The organism is Novosphingobium sp. ERW19 (assembly GCF_012641315.1).
Lineage (GTDB): Bacteria > Pseudomonadota > Alphaproteobacteria > Sphingomonadales > Sphingomonadaceae > Novosphingobium.
The window spans coordinates 92,809-108,672 of sequence record NZ_JABAIC010000004.1; the positions used below are offsets into that span (position 1 = coordinate 92,809).

13 protein-coding genes are annotated in these 15,864 nt (G+C 65.2%); 6 read left to right on the forward strand and 7 right to left on the reverse strand.

Annotated features, from left to right (window positions below):
* The first annotated feature begins 45 nt into the window (after window positions 1-45).
* From HGI46_RS09045 to HGI46_RS09070, 6 genes are all read left to right on the forward strand, one after another.
* Window positions 46-2,187, forward strand: coding sequence for a ParB/RepB/Spo0J family partition protein (locus tag HGI46_RS09045; protein WP_168903915.1), 2,142 nt, complete (start codon window positions 46-48; stop codon window positions 2,185-2,187).
* 104 nt (window positions 2,188-2,291) lie between these two features.
* Window positions 2,292-2,765, forward strand: coding sequence for a hypothetical protein (locus HGI46_RS09050; RefSeq protein WP_168903916.1), 474 nt, complete (start codon window positions 2,292-2,294; stop codon window positions 2,763-2,765).
* Window positions 2,762-3,592, forward strand: coding sequence for a hypothetical protein (locus HGI46_RS09055; protein WP_168903917.1), 831 nt, complete (start codon window positions 2,762-2,764; stop codon window positions 3,590-3,592). Before HGI46_RS09050 ends, HGI46_RS09055 begins: the two co-directional genes overlap by 4 nt.
* Window positions 3,593-3,785: 193 nt before the next feature.
* Window positions 3,786-8,165 carry a strawberry notch-like NTP hydrolase domain-containing protein gene (locus HGI46_RS09060; protein ID WP_168903918.1) on the forward strand — a complete coding sequence of 1,460 codons (4,380 nt, stop codon included), beginning with the start codon at window positions 3,786-3,788 and terminating at the stop codon, window positions 8,163-8,165.
* A 73-nt stretch (window positions 8,166-8,238) separates the two neighbouring features.
* Window positions 8,239-9,276 carry a toprim domain-containing protein gene (locus HGI46_RS09065; RefSeq protein WP_168903919.1) on the forward strand — a complete coding sequence of 346 codons (1,038 nt, stop codon included), beginning with the start codon at window positions 8,239-8,241 and terminating at the stop codon, window positions 9,274-9,276.
* A 330-nt stretch (window positions 9,277-9,606) separates the two neighbouring features.
* Window positions 9,607-10,536, forward strand: coding sequence for a DUF2493 domain-containing protein (locus tag HGI46_RS09070; RefSeq protein WP_168903920.1), 930 nt, complete (start codon window positions 9,607-9,609; stop codon window positions 10,534-10,536).
* Between the two features lie 68 nt (window positions 10,537-10,604).
* Here HGI46_RS09070 and HGI46_RS22370 read toward each other — a convergent pair whose 3' ends face one another.
* The 7 genes from HGI46_RS22370 to HGI46_RS09105 all read right to left on the reverse strand — a co-directional run bounded on the left by HGI46_RS22370 (window position 10,605) and on the right by HGI46_RS09105 (window position 15,839).
* Window positions 10,605-11,324 carry a TonB family protein gene (locus HGI46_RS22370; protein WP_346766700.1) on the reverse strand — a complete coding sequence of 240 codons (720 nt, stop codon included), beginning with the start codon at window positions 11,322-11,324 and terminating at the stop codon, window positions 10,605-10,607.
* A gap of 2 nt (window positions 11,325-11,326) precedes the next feature.
* On the reverse strand, window positions 11,327-13,477 hold the full coding sequence (locus HGI46_RS09080; protein WP_206065639.1) for a TonB-dependent receptor: 2,151 nt from the start codon (window positions 13,475-13,477) through the stop codon (window positions 11,327-11,329).
* A gap of 44 nt (window positions 13,478-13,521) precedes the next feature.
* Window positions 13,522-14,151 (reverse strand): SCO family protein, encoded by a 630-nt coding sequence (locus HGI46_RS09085; RefSeq protein ID WP_168903922.1) that lies wholly within the window; start codon window positions 14,149-14,151, stop codon window positions 13,522-13,524.
* Window positions 14,138-14,629 (reverse strand): copper chaperone PCu(A)C, encoded by a 492-nt coding sequence (locus HGI46_RS09090; protein ID WP_240946674.1) that lies wholly within the window; start codon window positions 14,627-14,629, stop codon window positions 14,138-14,140. The genes HGI46_RS09085 and HGI46_RS09090 overlap by 14 nt, the downstream gene beginning before the upstream one ends.
* Window positions 14,626-14,823, reverse strand: a complete 198-nt coding sequence (locus HGI46_RS09095) for a hypothetical protein (protein WP_118072631.1) — start codon at window positions 14,821-14,823, stop codon at window positions 14,626-14,628. The genes HGI46_RS09090 and HGI46_RS09095 overlap by 4 nt, the downstream gene beginning before the upstream one ends.
* 3 nt (window positions 14,824-14,826) lie before the next feature.
* Window positions 14,827-15,357 (reverse strand): DUF2244 domain-containing protein, encoded by a 531-nt coding sequence (locus HGI46_RS09100; protein ID WP_168903923.1) that lies wholly within the window; start codon window positions 15,355-15,357, stop codon window positions 14,827-14,829.
* Between the two features lie 77 nt (window positions 15,358-15,434).
* Window positions 15,435-15,839 carry a DUF2946 family protein gene (locus tag HGI46_RS09105; protein WP_168903924.1) on the reverse strand — a complete coding sequence of 135 codons (405 nt, stop codon included), beginning with the start codon at window positions 15,837-15,839 and terminating at the stop codon, window positions 15,435-15,437.
* Window positions 15,840-15,864: the final 25 nt, after the last annotated feature.

Genomic DNA, 15,864 nt, shown 5'->3' on the forward strand with positions numbered 1-15,864 from the left:
GGGCTGGGAGAGAGGCTCCCGGCGGTCCGCCACCGGAGACCTGACATGGCAAGTGCTGCTTCCAAGATCATCCTGTCGCAGTCGCGCGACATTCCCTTCAACCAGCTGGTCCTGAGCCAGGCCAATGTCCGGCGGGTCAAGACCGGCGTTTCGATCGAGGCGCTGGCCGAGGACATCGCCCGGCGCACGCTGCTCCAGAGCCTCAATGTTCGCCCCCAACTCGACGATACCGGCCAGGAAACCGGCCTGTTCGAGGTGCCTGCGGGCGGCCGCCGCTTCCGTGCGCTCGAACTGCTGGTCAAGCAGAAGCGCATGGCGAAGACCCAGCCCGTGCCCTGCGTGGTGCGCGAGGGCAGCGACATTTCTGCAGAAGAAGACTCGCTGGCGGAAAACACCCACCGCGAACAGCTGCATCCCCTCGACCAGTTTCGCGCCATGCAGGTGCTGAGCGATCAGGGCCTGGGGCTTGAAGACATCGCCGCCCATTTCATGGTGACGCCGGCTGTCGTGCGCCAGCGGCTCAAGCTGGCGGCGGTCTCGCCCCAGCTGCATGCGATCTATGCCGATGACGGCATGACCCTCGATCAGCTGATGGCCTTCTCGGTCTGCGAGGATCACGAGCGGCAGGAGCAGGTCTGGGAGATGCTGGCACACAGCTTCAACCGTTCGCCCGCCTATATCCGCTCGCGCCTGACCGAAGATACCGTGCGCGCCTCCGACAAGCGGGTCCGCTTCGTCACGCTCGAGGCCTATGTGACTGCGGGCGGCAGCGTCATGCGCGACCTGTTCGAGGATGACCACGGGGGCTGGCTGCAGGATGTGCATCTGCTCGACAAGCTGGTCGCCGAACGCTTGCAGGCAGAGGTGGCAAAACTCGAGGCCGAAGGCTGGAAATGGGCGGCGGCGGCAGTCGATTTTCCCTGGGGTTACCGCGACGGCATGCGCGTCATTACCGGCACGGCCGCTGGGCTCACCGACGAAGAACAGGCCCGGGTCGAAGCCTTGCAGGCCGAAGCTGCGGGTATCGAAAACGACTACGAGCGTGTCTCCGAGCTCCCGGATGAGGTCGAACAGCGGCTGACCGCGATCGACGAGGAGCTGGCCCTGCTGCTGGAACGCCCGCCGGTATTCGCGCCCGAGGACATGGCGATGGCTGGGGTATTCATCAGCATCGATGTCGACGGATCGCTCCATGTCGAACGCGGCTTCGTGCGCGCCGAGGATGAGCCGAAGCCTGACTCGGACATGCCGGATGACGGCGGGTATGCTGGCGGCGAAGATGGGCACGATGCCGGAAGCGTCGATGCCGATCGGCCCTTTGGCGGCGAACCGTCGCAGGGCAGCGAACCTTCCGGCGAGCCCGAAGAAGACGAGAGCAGCATCAAACCGCTGCCCGACAAGCTCGTTTGCGAACTGACCGCAGAGCGCACGCTGGCGTTGCAGGATGCGGTTGCGAACCGCCCTGACGTGGCCTTTGCCGTCGTCCTCCATGCCATGGCCCTCCAGACGTTCTACCATGGAGCGCGGGAAAGCTGTCTCGGCGTGGCGGTGCATCGCACCGGCTTCCCGCACCAGGCGCCGGGCATGGCGGATTCGGTCAGCGCCCGCGCGATCATCGCGCGGCATGACCAGTGGAAGGCAAAACTGCCCGAGCACGACATCGATCTATGGGCAGCTCTTCTGTCCATGACCGGCGCCGACCAGGCAGCCCTGTTCGCCCATTGCGCCGCTTTCGGCATCAATGCGCAGTGGGAACCGGCCAGCCGCTACGATGGCAGGGTTTCCGCCCACACGGTGGCGCGACGCATCGAGCATGCCCATGTCCTCGCCCGCGCAGTCGATCTCGACATGGTGGCCGCAGGCTGGAAGCCGGGCGTCGAGAACTACCTCGGCCGGGTGACCAAGCCGCACATTCTTGCTGCGGTGGCCGAAGCCCGGGGCGAGGAGACCGCAGCGCTGATCGATCACCTCAAGAAAGGCGACATGGCCCGCGAGGCAGCCCGCCTGCTCGAGGACAGCGCATGGCTGCCCGAACCGCTGCGCACGCCGGGCATCGCCGATCTTGTCGATCTTGGCGCAGTCAGCACCGCAGCGAGTGACGACCTGCCAGCCTTCCTCACCGGCGACGGGGAGCCCGAGGACGGTGAAGACGGCAGCTTCGACGCGTGGGCCATCGCGGCCGAGTGACCCCCGAGGGCCGGGATGTGCCTGCTCGCGTCCCGGCCACTTCCCATCCCCTTTCCGGCGCGCGCGCGATGACGCCGCAGCGCCCCGATCACAGGACCAGACCGATGAATGCCCATGACCTTTTTGACACCGCGCCGCTTGGCAGCCTGATCAGCTTTGCCAATGACCAGCCCCGGTCGCCCGAGCGCTTCCGGCGCAAACTAGCTGCCTGGCGTACCTGGAACGGCAGTGGCCGGCTTGTCGCCATCTACCCGCGCCGCCTGCTTGGCAGCAGCTTTCAGCCCGCTGGGTTCGTGCTGAAGATCGGCGAATACGGCTCCGAAGGCGTGACGATTCTCACCGTCAGCCGGCATTTTGAGCTCACTTGTCCACTCGACTTCGCAATTCTCGAGCAGCCGCGCCCCGGCATGGTTCGCGTGCTGACCGAATGGAATGGCAAGGTCGAGCTTCAGCATCTGGCCGAAGACCTGCCCTCAGCCCACGAATGGCTGGCGCGCCACCGCTATTCCAACCCCTTCCTCAGCATCGTCGAAGCAGATGAGAGAGGCGGACTTGGCGTGATGCGGAGGGCCGCATGATGACGATCATGACCAATCCCGCACCGGTGTTCGGCAGGACTGCCGGAGGCCTGCTCGCTGCAAGACTGGAGGATCATTCCTGGATCGCGGTTCCTGCGAGGACCGGCCTGCGCATCGCCAATGCCTGGCGGCTCAAGAAGGCGATGGCCGACTGGACCGACGAGGACTTCTGGGGTTCGTGCGGCATCGTTGCCGACGAGACCGCATTCCGGGATCACGTTGCCGAGATTGCCGAGCACCACCGCGAATTGCGGAGGCTTTCCCGTCCGACCACGGCCGCGCGCCGATCGACGCCGTGGGGTCCGGCCCAGCAATCCTGCCGCTATGGTGAAGGGATCAGTTGCCACTCCACCGCCGGGCATGGCGGCTTCCATCTCGACGATCTACGCAATGCCGCGGTTCATCCGCTGCTGCGGCATGCCAATGGCTGGTACGAAGAGGACTGCGACTGGGCCAAGGTAGCCTTCACCTTCCCGCGCCTGTTCACTACGCGGGAGCGACGGATCGCGGCTGAAAGCCTGATCGCCTATTATCCGGACGCCTGGGAGGCGATCCACGGCATCGAGCTTGCCCCCGGCCAGTCACGCGTCAAGGACGAGCGCCGTTTCCGCGAGGTCCATGCGGCCGACTGGATCGTCATCTCGGCAGTGCGGTCGGACAGCCATCCGGGAATGGTCGACTGTGTCGCGACGATGGGCGGTGCGCGCGGAGCAGTGCCTGTCCGACACTACCGGGTCCCGGTCGGCGAATACGCTCCCGGCGCGTTCGGCTTTGTCACCGATCCGGACCGCCACGAACAGGTGGAGCCGTCAGCCCTCAGCGCCTGACCACCAGCATACGGGAACACCAGCGCTGCCGGACCGGCCCGCTTCCGCGCATTCCCGCGCGGAGGCGGGCCTTTTCGCATGTCCGCCTGCACGGCGGACCAGAGAGGACGAGGCTGGCCGGGACGCGAGCGAGCCCGGTCAGGATCGAGGGAGATCGTGCCGGGCCGCAACCTTCAGCCCGGAGTTCCCTGTCATGTCTCTTCTACCCGTTTCCGCCTCGGCCTTGCCGCGCGCCGCACATGCAAGGCCCCGCGCCGCCGCAGACAGCGAGCCCAGTCACCTGATCACGGCAGCTACCGCGCTGCTTCCCTTGCTCGCGCGGGGTGAGCGCATTGCCACCGCGCAGTTGCGCCGGGTCATGGAGGAAGCCTTCGGCGGCAGCGATGCCGAGGGGCGCTGGAGCTGGAAGCTTGCCTATGAAGCCTGCGAAGCGGCCCAGGTCCTGTTCCTGCGCCACTATGGCGCGGCCCTGCTGAGGCGGCCGGGCGGAGCACAGGCATTGCTCGCCGCCATCCAACGCTTGGCCGACCTGCTTCCGACCCAGACCCGGCGATCGGAAGACGGACAGGCCTTTCAGCAGTTCTCCACGCCCCTGCCGCTGGGGCTGGTAGCCGCCGTCGCAGCCCGGATCACGCCCGGTGACCTGGTTCTCGAACCATCGGCAGGAACCGGCATGCTGGCGATCCTCGCCGAGATTATGGGCGCCCGTTTGCACCTTAACGAGCTGGCCGATGGCCGGGCTGACCTGTTGTCCGGACTGTTTCCGACCCTGCCGGTCACGCGCCACGACGCTGCCCAGATCGACGATTTTCTGGAGCCCGACCTGTCACCGAGCCTCGTACTGATGAACCCGCCGTTCTCGGCAGCGGTCCACGTCAAGGGCCGGGTCCGCGATGCAGCCTTGCGCCACATGCGCTCGGCGTTTGCGCGGCTTGCCCCCGGCGGGCGGCTTGTCGCCATCACCGGCGCGAACTGCTCGCCCCATGATCCTGCCTGGCAGGACGCCTTTGCTGAACTCCAGCACGCAGGCTCTCTCGTCTTTTCCGCCGCGATTGCCGGCAAGGTGTTCGCGCCCCACGGCACCGCGATTGCCACGCGCCTGACCGTGATCGACAAGCTGCCTGCCGCCGATCCGCTTGCTTTCCCTGAGCCGCGCGGGATGGCCCCGGACGTTGCCAGCCTGCTCGACTGGATCCTCACCGACCTGCCGCCCCGGCCGGACTGCACGCCGTCTGTCCCCGTCCCGACTATCGGGCACCTGGACGCACGCGCTGCCGGGACACAGCCAAGCCGTGCTGTCGCAGTCGCGAACCCGCCGAAGTGCAATGTCCCTTCGCTGGAAGGAATCGAACTCGACTACGAGACGCTGGGCAGCGCCCCGGCAGACGCCGTCCAGCTGGGCGAGGCAATCTACGAGCCTTACACGCTCCAGTCGCTCCGCATCCCAGGCGCAGTTCCTCATCCGACGCCGCTGGTCCAGTCGGCGGCCATGGCCTCGGTAGCACCGCCGCCACCCAACTATCGTCCGCATGTCCCGGCGAGACTGGTCGCCGATGGCATGCTGTCTGACACACAGCTCGAATCAGTGATCTATGCCGGGGAAGCCCATGCCGGATTTCTGTCCGGAGCCTGGGCAGTGGATGCGACGTTCGATGTCCTGTCGGCCGCGAGCGAGGAGCAGGAGGGCGCCGTCCGCTTCCGGCGGGGCTGGTTCCTCGGTGATGGCACCGGCGCGGGCAAAGGCCGCCAGGTCGCCGGGATCATCCTCGACAACTGGCTCAAGGGTCGCCGCCGCGCGTTATGGATTTCGGTGTCGGACCGGTTGCTGGAAGACGCGCAGCGCGACTGGGCGGCCCTCGGGCAGGAGCGCCTGCAGGTCACCCCGCTGTCGCGTTTCCGGCAGGGTAGCCCGATCCGCCTCGCCGAAGGCATCCTGTTTACGACCTATGCGACCCTCCGTTCGCAGGAACGCGAAGGCAAGGCCTCGCGCCTGGCGCAGATTGTCGAATGGCTCGGCTGCGATTTTGACGGGGTCATCGTGTTTGACGAAGCCCATGCCATGGCCAATGCCGCCGGCGGCAAGGGCAGTCGGGGCGAACAGACGCCCTCCCAGCAGGGCCGGGCGGGTCTGCGCCTCCAGCATGCCTTGCCCTCGGCACGAGTTGTCTATGTCTCGGCGACCGGGGCGACCACGGTCCAGAACCTGGCCTATGCCCAGCGGCTCGGACTGTGGAGCGGTGAAGACTTCCCGTTCGCGACGCGCGGCGAATTCGTGGCGGCGATCGAGAACGGCGGGGTCGCGGCAATGGAAGTGCTGGCCCGCGATCTCAAGGCGCTGGGACTCTATGCCTCGCGTTCGCTGTCGTTCGACGGGGTCGAATATGACATGCTTGAACACGCGCTGACGGGCGAGCAGGTGCGGATCTACGATGCCTATGCCGCCGCCTTCCAGGTCATTCACAATCACCTCGATGCAGCCCTTGCTGTAGCCAACGTCACTTCGGTGACCGGTACGCTCAACGCCCAGGCCAGGTCCGCCGCCCGCTCGGCGTTCGAAAGCGCCAAGCAACGCTTCTTCAACCACCTGATCACCGCGATGCAGTGTCCGAGCGTCATTGCCGCGATCGAGCAGGACCTGGAGGCGGGACATGCCGCCGTCGTGCAGATCGTCTCGACCGGGGAAGCCCTGATGGAGCGGCGTCTGGCGGACATTCCGACCGAGGAGTGGAACGACGTCCGCGTTGACATCACGCCTCGCGAATATGTTCTGTCGTACCTCGAGCACAGCTTCCCGGTGCAGTTGTTCGAGCCCTACAGCGATGAGGAGGGGAACCTGTCATCGCGCCCGGTCTGGAAGGATGGGCAGCCGGTTCTCTGCCGCGAGGCGGTCGCACGCCGCCAGCAGATGATCGAGCATCTGGCCGCCTTGCCGCCGGTGCCTGCCGCGCTCGACCAGATCCTCCATCATTTTGGCACGGATGTGGTCGCCGAAGTGACCGGCCGCGCCCGGCGCATTGTCGCGCACTGCGATGGCAGCGGGCAGGTCCGCTTTGCCGTCGAGACCCGTCCCGCGTCCGCCAACCTCGCTGAGACCCAAGCCTTCATGGACGATGCCAAGCGGATCCTCATCTTCTCCGACGCCGGAGGAACGGGGCGATCCTATCACGCCGACCTCGGAGCCCGGAACCGCCGGCTGCGGGTCCACTACCTGCTCGAGGCCGGGTGGAAGGCCGATAACGCCATCCAGGGCTTCGGGCGGACCAACCGCACCAACCAGGCGCAGCCGCCCCGGTTTCGTCCAGTGACGACCGATGTGAAGGCGCAGAAGCGCTTCATCTCGACCATCGCTCGGCGGCTCGACAGCCTTGGTGCCATCACACGGGGCCAGCGGCAGACGGGCGGGCAGAACATGTTCCGGCCCGAGGATAATCTCGAATCGCACTATGCGCGCGACGCCCTGCGCCAGCTCTATGCCCTGATTGCCGCCGGCAAGGTTGAAGGCTGCAGTCTCCAGCAGTTCGAGCAGGCGACCGGGCTATCGATCATAGAAGCCGAAGGCGGCGGGCTGCGCGACGAGCTTCCGCCGATCACGACCTTCCTCAACCGCATGCTGGCCCTGACGATTGCGCTGCAGGACATTCTCTTCACCGCGTTCGAAGACCTGCTCTCCCGCCGGATCGAAGGCGCGATTGCCAGCGGCACATATGAAATCGGCCTCGAGACCCTGCGCGCCGAGAGCTTCGCGCTGACCTCGCGCCGGACCATCTATACCCATCCCGGCACCGGCGCTGTGACCGACCTGCTGACCATCGCCCGCAAGGATCGCACCCGGACGGTTACGCTGGATGAAGCACTTGAGCTTGCCGGACGCAGCCAGGGACGGCTGCTCTTCAACCAGCGCTCGGGCCGCGCGGCGGTCGAGATGCCCGCGCGCAGCATGATGCGCGACGACGGTTCGGTCGAAGCCCGCATTCGACTGGTGCGCCCGGGCGAGGCCAGCACGGTGCCGGTTGAGGCCATGGCGGCAAGCCACTGGGAGCCTGCCGACGAAACAGCGTTCAGGACAGCCTGGACGGCCGAACTGGCGACGATCCCGGAGTTTGAAACCAGCACCCTGCACATGGTCAGCGGTCTGTTGCTGCCGATCTGGAAGCAGCTGCCCGACGAAAGCACCCGGGTATACCGGCTCCAGACCGATGACGGGCAGCGCTTTGTCGGGCGCAAGGTCTCGCCAGCATGGGTCGCCGCGATCATCGAGGAAGAGGCACCGGCACTCGCGCCCGATGCCGCCTTTGCCATGCTCATGTCCGGAGAAGCGGCGTTGCAACTGCGCGAAGGGCAGACCCTCCAGCAGGTCCGCGCCATGGGTACTCCGCGCATCGAGCTTGCGGGTTTCAGCGATCTGGCGCTCGACCGGCTGAAGGCGATCGGGCTCATCTCCGAAATCGTCTCGTGGAAGCTGCGCCTGTTCGTGCCGACCGGCAGCGACGGCCACGCCATCCTCGCCCGGCTGCTCGAGCGCTATCCTCTCGAGCGCATCCTGCCCCGCCGCGAGAGCGCCAGGGTAGCCTGACCGCGCCGATTTGCCGGTCCCGGGCCGCGCATCGCATCCTTACCCCTTCTCTGTTCGGCAGGAGCTTTGCCTCATGAATGCCACCGAATTATCCCGCCGCCTTGGCCAGCAGGCCGAGGCGGTATGCCGCCGCTATCTGTCGAACGGGTGCAGGGAGGGGCGTTACTGGCTGGTCGGCAATGTCGACAACGCACCGGGGCGCAGTCTCTATGTCCGCCTGGTCGATGGCGAGAAAGGCCGAGCCGGTAAATGGACCGACGCTGCCACCGGCGACCATGGCGACCTGCTCGACATTATCGCCCATTCGGTTGGGACCACCGGCATGCGGGAGGCCCTTAGCGAGGCCCGCCGATTTCTCTCCCTGCCGGAAACTCCAGTCTCTGTGCCGCGATTGCGTCCGTTCGGGCTCAGTTGCACCAGTTCAGGCCATCCGGACGCAGCCCTGCGGCTTTGGTCGGGCAGCCGCCCGATCGCTGGCACTCTCGCGCAAGCCTACCTCCAGTCCCGGGGCCTTGAAGCAGGTGCCGACCTCACGCCCCTGCGGTTCCTGCCCGGCTGTCATTACCGGCCGTCCCGTGACGACGCATCCGACACGCCGACGCGCTGGCCCGCCCTGATTGCTGCTGTCACCGACAATGCGGGCGGCACCACCGGTGTGCATCGCACCTGGCTCGACCCGTCCGGAAAGGACAAGGCACCCGTCGCTCATCCCAGAAAGACCATGGGGGCCATTCTCGGCCATGCCGTCCGCTTCGGCGTGCCAACGGATCGCATGATCATCGGCGAAGGCATCGAGACCATGCTTTCCCTGCGCGCATGTCTGCCCGCCATGCCTCTCGCGGCCTGTACGTCGTCCGCGCATCTGGCAGCTTTCCTGTTCCCGGCAGGCGTGAACCGCCTCTATGTCGCCCGTGATCGCGACACGGCCGGCGAGGCAGCTTTTGCCGCCATCGCCGAGCGCTGCGCCACGCCGGGCATCGAGGTGATCCCACTCATGCCGATCTTGGGCGACTTCAACGACGACCTGCGACAATGCTCCCGCGAGGCTATGGCGGCCAACCTTGCTCGGCAGCTCGGTAGCGGGGACGAAGCCTTGCTGCGCAAGGCGTGAGACCGGGAAGAGAAGCAAGCGGTCCGGGTGATCGGGCTGTCCTGTTGGTGCTTCTGTCAGTCATCTGCCGGATCGTTCGGCCTTCCTTCCTGTGATGCGCGTCTGTGCCGGCCTGTCCGGCGGAGCAACGGCGCCGCCCCGGCTATTTTCCGTCGGCGGGCTCATGGCCCGCCTTTACATCGCGAAGCAAAATAGCCCGGGCTTTGCCGTCCTGCGCTGATCGCTGCGGCCGTCCGCTTCGCTCCCGGTGCGCCGCCGGTCTGACCGGCACCAGAGGACGCGCGAAGGAAGGCCGGGAGAACGCCCGGTCCGCTATCAGGAGCGCACCCCATGCAAGACTATGACGATCACGAACCCGAACACGCATCTTCCCCCACCGCGCACTTGCTCGAAGAACTCAGCCTCTATGGCTACCGCCCTTTCTCGGACGAGGCCGACCCCAGGCCGCTGCCCGAAGAGCGGATCGTCTCCGGTGCGATCGCCGACATGTTCGACGCCCTGATCGCCACGATGCTCGACACCCGCCTCGAGCCTGACCTTGAGGAACTGTGCTGGTCGACCGTCAACACCTTCCACCGCGCCAGCGGCCGTGTGCAGCGCGAGCTTGATGACAACGAGGATGCCCAGCGCCGCAGCCAGGGTGAACAGGACGGTTCGGAGGTCCGCTCGGTCGAACTCGAACGCCTCCTGCGCGAAGGCCTGTCGCTGATCGAACGCCGCAATGCTCTGGAATTCATGCGCGAGGCTGCCGGTGACCAGTACGAACGCCACTTCCGCAAGCCCTGGACGCCGCGCACCGGATCACTCGTCCACCACAAGACCCTGACGGCCGCGATGATCGACAGCCGCGACTTCCTCGCCGCCAAGCGCAAGGCCGAGATCGAACCGCTGCTGCCAACCGGGACCCGCGTCGCTTTCACCGCCGGCCCCGACTACACCGACCACAAGCGGATCTGGGACGTGCTCGACCGGGTTCACGCCAAATATCCCGACATGGTCCTCTTCCACGGCGGCAACCCGACCGGCGGCGAACACATTGCGATGCTCTGGGCGCGCAACCGCAAGGTCCAGCATGTTGCCTTCCGGCCCGAGTGGGAACGCTACCGCAAAGCCGCCCCGTTCCGCCGCAACGATGCCATGCTCGAGGCCATGCCGAAGGCGGTGATTGCCTGCCCTGGCAACGGGATCAACGCCAACCTCGTCGACAAGGCGCGCAAGCTGGGGCTCAAGATCTGGAAGGTGGGCGCTGGCGGCAGCTGACCGCCCATTTCGATAACGATCGCCAAGCCTGAAGTTCCTCGCCGCAATGTCCCTGCGGTCCAGGCCGCCTAACGAAAATTGATAGGTATCTCGAATGTAAGCTGCGTATCCGCGATGCCGGCCGGAGCCTGTGGGAAAGGCGCCGCCTGGCGCACGGATCGAAGCGCGATCTTGTCGAGCTGGATCAGGCCGCTGGTTCGCGACACGGTAGCTTCGATCAATGCGCCGTCGGGTGAAAGCCGGAACCGGATCATGGCAGTTCCGCGCATGGTGACACCACGGGGCCGATGCGCATCGATCTGTCGCCAAAGCGCGGCTCGGTAGAGCTCGAGTGCCGATTCCCGTTCGGCCGCAGTCGAAAGCCTTTCTGGGGCCGGACTCGAAATAGCTATTTCGGCAGGCTTCGCAGATTCGGAAGCCGCGGGGACAGGTGCAGACGAGCCTGGTGCCGATGACGTTTCTGCGCCTGGCGCTCTGGTCGGCGGACGTTTTGCTGGTTGTGGGAGGTGCGATGATGAAGCTGGTACAGTGGCGGGCGGCGGCTCTGCCTTTTCTTTTCGCACCCTCACAGGCGGTTTCGTTGCCAGTGTCACGACGGTTAGGGCCGCCCCCCGATCCTTGGTGCTATCGGGCCTAGAATCGAGGATGCTGGCAAGAGTTGCGGCCACAAGCAGATGCACGATTGTCGTCGCGCACAGGGCAAACAGGCGGGCACCCGTCAGGCAGTCAGGCAGGGCCATCGGCTGATGACCCTGCGATGCCCCATCTGGTTGCCCGCCTGTGTTCATGCTCAGAAGCTGGCGCTGAGGCCGAAGTTTACCGAACGCCCACGACCGGGCACCGGCCGCAGCACGCCGGTCGCCTTGTAATCGCCCAGCGATACGCCGCCGAGCGGCAGGTTGTAGCCCTTGTCGAACAGGTTTTCCGCCTCGACGCTAAGCTTTACCGGCCCCAGGTTGTAAGCAAGGCGCAGGTTGACCAGGGCATAGGCGCTGGTGACCGGTTCGTTGCGGGTCGCGTCCACACGGGTTTTTTCTGCCACCCATTCCAGGTCGATGCCCGCTTCGATTGGCCCCTGGTGATGGTCGAGCGCGACCTTAACGTTCAAGGGCATCTGGTGGTAGAGCGGCGCATGATCCGAGAGGTTCTGGCCGCGCACCCAGGACAGGGACCCGCTTAGGCGCGTCCCGGCATCCTTGCCGCCATCCCAAAGCTCCACCTGACCAGACACGTCCACCCCGACAAATTCAGCCTTCTGGTTTGCGAACTGCAGTTGGACAAAAGGCATCGGCAGGCCCGACATCGGGTGCGTCAGATTCTTCACGAACGCAGCGTCGATGTAGTCATTGACGTGGGTGTAATAAGGCGACAACCGAAGTGACCAGGCATTGTCAGTTCCCTTGAACTCGATTGCGGCACTGACCGTATCGGCGCGTTCCGGCTTCAGGTTCAGATTGCCAACATAGCCGTTGCCATCGCCATACCAGCCGATCATCCGGCTCGCCATGGTCCCGCGCCCCCAGGTGTAGCGTTCGTAGATGTTGGGTGAGCGCGCCTTGTGCGCATAGCCAAGCTCGATCGCGACCCCTGAAGTGGGAGCATAGCTCAGCAGCGCGGATGCGCTCCAGTTGTTGTCGGTGCGCTTGTGTCCCACCGCGTTGAAAGCGTTCGCCGCCGTGGCATCCGCCATGTTCATCATCGATGTGGAATAGGGCTGGACCTGCCCGGTATTCATGCGGACATGGTCAAGCCGCGCGCCGATCACGCTGGACAGCGTGTCGCTCCAGTGGGCCTCCCATTCGGCAAACCCGCCGATGCGGTCGCGCGTGCCGCCATTGATGTTCACGAAGGTGTTTGGCCCCATCATCATGTTGCCGGCTACCGGTGGCCAGTAGTCGTTCAGCCACTGGTGGTGGTATTCACCTCCGATGCGCAGCTTGTCACGCGCGGATACCGGCAGTTCGAGCTTGAGCGCGGTGCTGAAGGTATGGACCTCGGTGATCATCGGCATGGCGCCGGGGAGCTTGTCCTCCAGGAAGTTCATCTCGTGGTCGGTATCGCGGTAATCAGCCGTGAACTTCACCGAGCCCCAGTCGAATTCCCCGTCATAGCCGGCGTTGAGGAACCACGACTTGTTGGAAACCATGTCCATCGCCTGGTTGGCAAAGCCTTCATAGGGCGAAAAGTGGTAGCCGCCCTTCAGCTTGAACAGCCCGGCATCATTCTGCAACGCGAGGGCGAGAGCATGGTCGGTCTTGGCGTATTCGGTCGAGCGGACCCGCCCGAGATCGCCACCGGCCTTGTATTGCTGTGCCTGGGTATAGGAGCCGGTGTAGGTGGCACTGAGGTTGGCATTGGCCACCGTCAGCAGCGCCGAGCCGCCGAAGCCATCGCCGTTGGAACGATAGAACGTGGAAACCTCGCCAGTCACCAGCGTGGCGCCGTCGGCAGCGAAGCGCGGCGCTACGCTCTCGACCGAGATGATCCCGCCGATGTTGTCGCCGCCCATGCTGACCGGGGCCACACCCGGCACCACCCGGATCGATTCAATCGTCTGCGGGACCGTGTAGGACAGCGGCGTATTCATGTCGTTAGGGCAGGAAAGATCGATCGGCGCGCCGTCGACAGTGATGCGCAGGCGCTGCTGCGACAGACCGCGCAGGGTCGGCATCGAGGAAAAGCCCCCACCCGAATTGGCGCTGACACCAGGCAACTGACGCAGCAAATCCCCGGTGTCGCTGGTTGCGTTCTGGCGGCGCTTGATGGCCTCGCGGGTCAATTCCTGTCCGGTTATCGGCGCGGTGCCCACGTTGTCGACAGGATTGGCAGCATCGGCATCGACCGGGGGCAACTGCGTGGCGTCCTGAGCGTGGGCGGCAAGCGGCAGCAGCGCGGATGACGCTGCGAGCAGGACGCGCAGCGAGAGGATTGTCGAATTCATGATATGCCTTTCTTCGGATAATGTTTCGAAATTCGGAGAACAGCTCACGCAATCAGGCGCTTGAGTTTGGCCAGCGCCGTGGCGTCGGGTTCGTGAGCGTCGATGGTGCCCGAGAACTCGCCTCTGGCGGTCATCAGGTAGATCGCGGCAGTATGGTCGATGGTATAGTCGCCGCCCGGCTGCGGGACTTTGGCGGAGTAGACCCCATACCCCTTCTTGATCTGGGCCAGTTGGGCTTCGGTGCCGGTCAGCCCGATGATCGGGGTGCCGAACAGCGCCACATAGTTGCCAATATCAGCCGGCTTGTCGTGGCCGGGGTCGACCGAGACGAAGACGATATTGAACTTTGCGCCATCCGGGCCGAGTTGTTTCCGGAGCCGGGCCATGCGGGCAAGACTGGTCGGGCATACATCGGGGCAACGGGTGAAGCCGAAGAAGATGGCATAGGGTTTACCCGCTAACGTCTTGTCGGTGACTCTCGATCCATCCGGGGCGGTCAGAACAAACGGACCGCCGAACGCACTGGCATATTGGCTGGCTGGATCGCCGGGAGGATGGCCGCGATCATAGATCACGGCCAGTGCGATCAATACGCTCACACCTGCAGCCACCCACAGGCCTGCGCGCAGCCGCGCCAGGCCCTTGCGCCCGGCTTTCTGCTCAGTGCCCTGCATGGCCACTGTCCATCGAGCCCGAGGAGGTCACGGGCTGAACCGAGACTTGCACTGTCACGCTGCCTGCGCGCTGGAAACGCAGCGTTACGGGAAAGCGCTCGCCTTGGCGCAGCTGGCGCTTCAGCCCCATGAACATGATGTGATAGCTGCCGGGCTTGAGTTCGAGCGTGCCTCTAGCTGGCACGGCGATGCCACCCTCGACTCGGCGCATGCGCATGATGCCGCCATCCATGGTCATGGTATGGAGTTGCACTTCGGCGGCCACAGGGCTGGTGCCGGACAGGAGGCGATCCGCTGCGGCTCCGCGGTTGGAGATGGTCATGAACCCGCCGCCCACGGACTGCCCGGCTGCCGTCTCGCGCGACCAGGCATGATGAACAGCAAGGCCCTCGGACTGGTTGGCTTGCGCCAGGGCGGAGGTGCCCAGGGCAGCCAATGCAGCCATCGGAACGAGAATTCTGGACTGAAGGAACATCATGGATTGCACTCCTGTGCGACAGAGCCGGCAGGTATTTCCTGTGCGGCGAGAGAGTGGGTGGGTTCGATGAAACCAAAGCCGAGCGCGGTGTCGGCAAGGCGCAACGCGGCGCAAAGAACGATTGCCTTCCACACCTTGAGGCGGAATCGCTTCAAGCTCTGGTGGCGTTGGTCGGAAACGGCGAGGATGCTCATGGCTCAGCACCCCCGTGTCTGCGCGAGGGCCGCAGCTACCAGCGGGGCAACGGCGCGGCGTTCATCAAGGCTGAGGCAGCGCCCGAATTCGATCGAGCCATCCCGGCCCCGCAGGAACAGGCGCAATTCGGATGGACTGCGGCCCTCTGCGGCAAGCCGCATCCAGAATGAGGGCAGTTCGACCTGCTGCCCGGCGCTATCACGATGCCGCACCCTGCCTTCGGCAAGTTCGAGCGTTTCGCTGGCAGGCCGGGACTTGCCATGCCTTTCGAGCGCGAACGTCAGACCCGCAAGGGCAAGGATCGAGAAGACAGGGACGAGCCAGTGGCCTTTTAGCGCGGGCGCGATGCTGGTGACCAAAAACAGCAGGGCAATGACGCTGAAACAGACCCGCGCTTCCTGCGTCAGGTGCGAGCGGTTCTCCTGCATGTGCAGGATGAGGGGCCTGGAAGTGCCCCGTTCGGGCACTGCAACCAGCTTTTCAGGCTGGGGCGCCCAGGGCCGCTGCGATGAACGGCACAACAGTTCGTACATGGAAATGTGCTCCGGCTAGGCCGGGCACGCGCAAAATGGGCGCAGGACCGGCCGGTCCGACAAATCGGTTCAGATTGTCAGGCGAGAGCCGGCGGTCCGCGCAGCGGCGGACGGAGATGGAATACGCGCTCGGGGTGGGCGGTGCGGGTCGACACAAAGCCCAGAGCCAGGATGAATGCCAGCGCCAGCGCCAGCAGTGCGGGATCGGCACCCGACATCGACGCCATCGACAGCGAGCTGAAGGGACATTCGCTCTTGCCCTGCTTGCCGCTTGAGTCGCTGGAGCCATCCTTCATCGGAATGGCGATCTGCTTGACCGCGTGATTACCAAAGGCGTCATCGCAGATCTGGACTGTCAGAACCTTGGAGTTCTGGCCGATCATGAAGCCTGTCGGGACGATTGCCTTCATGCACAGCGTCGCCAGCACCAGCACGATAGCCAGAGCGCGATGTCGCAGGAAAAAGGCGCGAACAAGATTCATGTCGCGCCGCCCTATGCGATCATCG

What these genes read in the sequence shown, in the direction of transcription:
- HGI46_RS09090 (WP_240946674.1), bottom strand. Translation starts at nt 14,629, where the DNA reads ATGATGTTCCTTCAGTCCAGAATTCTCGTTCCGATGGCTGCATTGGCT.
- HGI46_RS09060 (WP_168903918.1), top strand. Translation starts at nt 3,786, where the DNA reads ATGTCTCTTCTACCCGTTTCCGCCTCGGCCTTGCCGCGCGCCGCACAT.
- HGI46_RS09100 (WP_168903923.1), bottom strand. Translation starts at nt 15,357, where the DNA reads ATGTACGAACTGTTGTGCCGTTCATCGCAGCGGCCCTGGGCGCCCCAG.
- HGI46_RS09055 (WP_168903917.1), top strand. Translation starts at nt 2,762, where the DNA reads ATGATGACGATCATGACCAATCCCGCACCGGTGTTCGGCAGGACTGCC.
- HGI46_RS09070 (WP_168903920.1), top strand. Translation starts at nt 9,607, where the DNA reads ATGCAAGACTATGACGATCACGAACCCGAACACGCATCTTCCCCCACC.
- HGI46_RS09105 (WP_168903924.1), bottom strand. Translation starts at nt 15,839, where the DNA reads ATGAATCTTGTTCGCGCCTTTTTCCTGCGACATCGCGCTCTGGCTATC.
- HGI46_RS09045 (WP_168903915.1), top strand. Translation starts at nt 46, where the DNA reads ATGGCAAGTGCTGCTTCCAAGATCATCCTGTCGCAGTCGCGCGACATT.
- HGI46_RS09065 (WP_168903919.1), top strand. Translation starts at nt 8,239, where the DNA reads ATGAATGCCACCGAATTATCCCGCCGCCTTGGCCAGCAGGCCGAGGCG.
- HGI46_RS22370 (WP_346766700.1), bottom strand. Translation starts at nt 11,324, where the DNA reads ATGAACACAGGCGGGCAACCAGATGGGGCATCGCAGGGTCATCAGCCG.
- HGI46_RS09085 (WP_168903922.1), bottom strand. Translation starts at nt 14,151, where the DNA reads ATGCAGGGCACTGAGCAGAAAGCCGGGCGCAAGGGCCTGGCGCGGCTG.
- HGI46_RS09080 (WP_206065639.1), bottom strand. Translation starts at nt 13,477, where the DNA reads ATGAATTCGACAATCCTCTCGCTGCGCGTCCTGCTCGCAGCGTCATCC.
- HGI46_RS09095 (WP_118072631.1), bottom strand. Translation starts at nt 14,823, where the DNA reads ATGAGCATCCTCGCCGTTTCCGACCAACGCCACCAGAGCTTGAAGCGA.
- HGI46_RS09050 (WP_168903916.1), top strand. Translation starts at nt 2,292, where the DNA reads ATGAATGCCCATGACCTTTTTGACACCGCGCCGCTTGGCAGCCTGATC.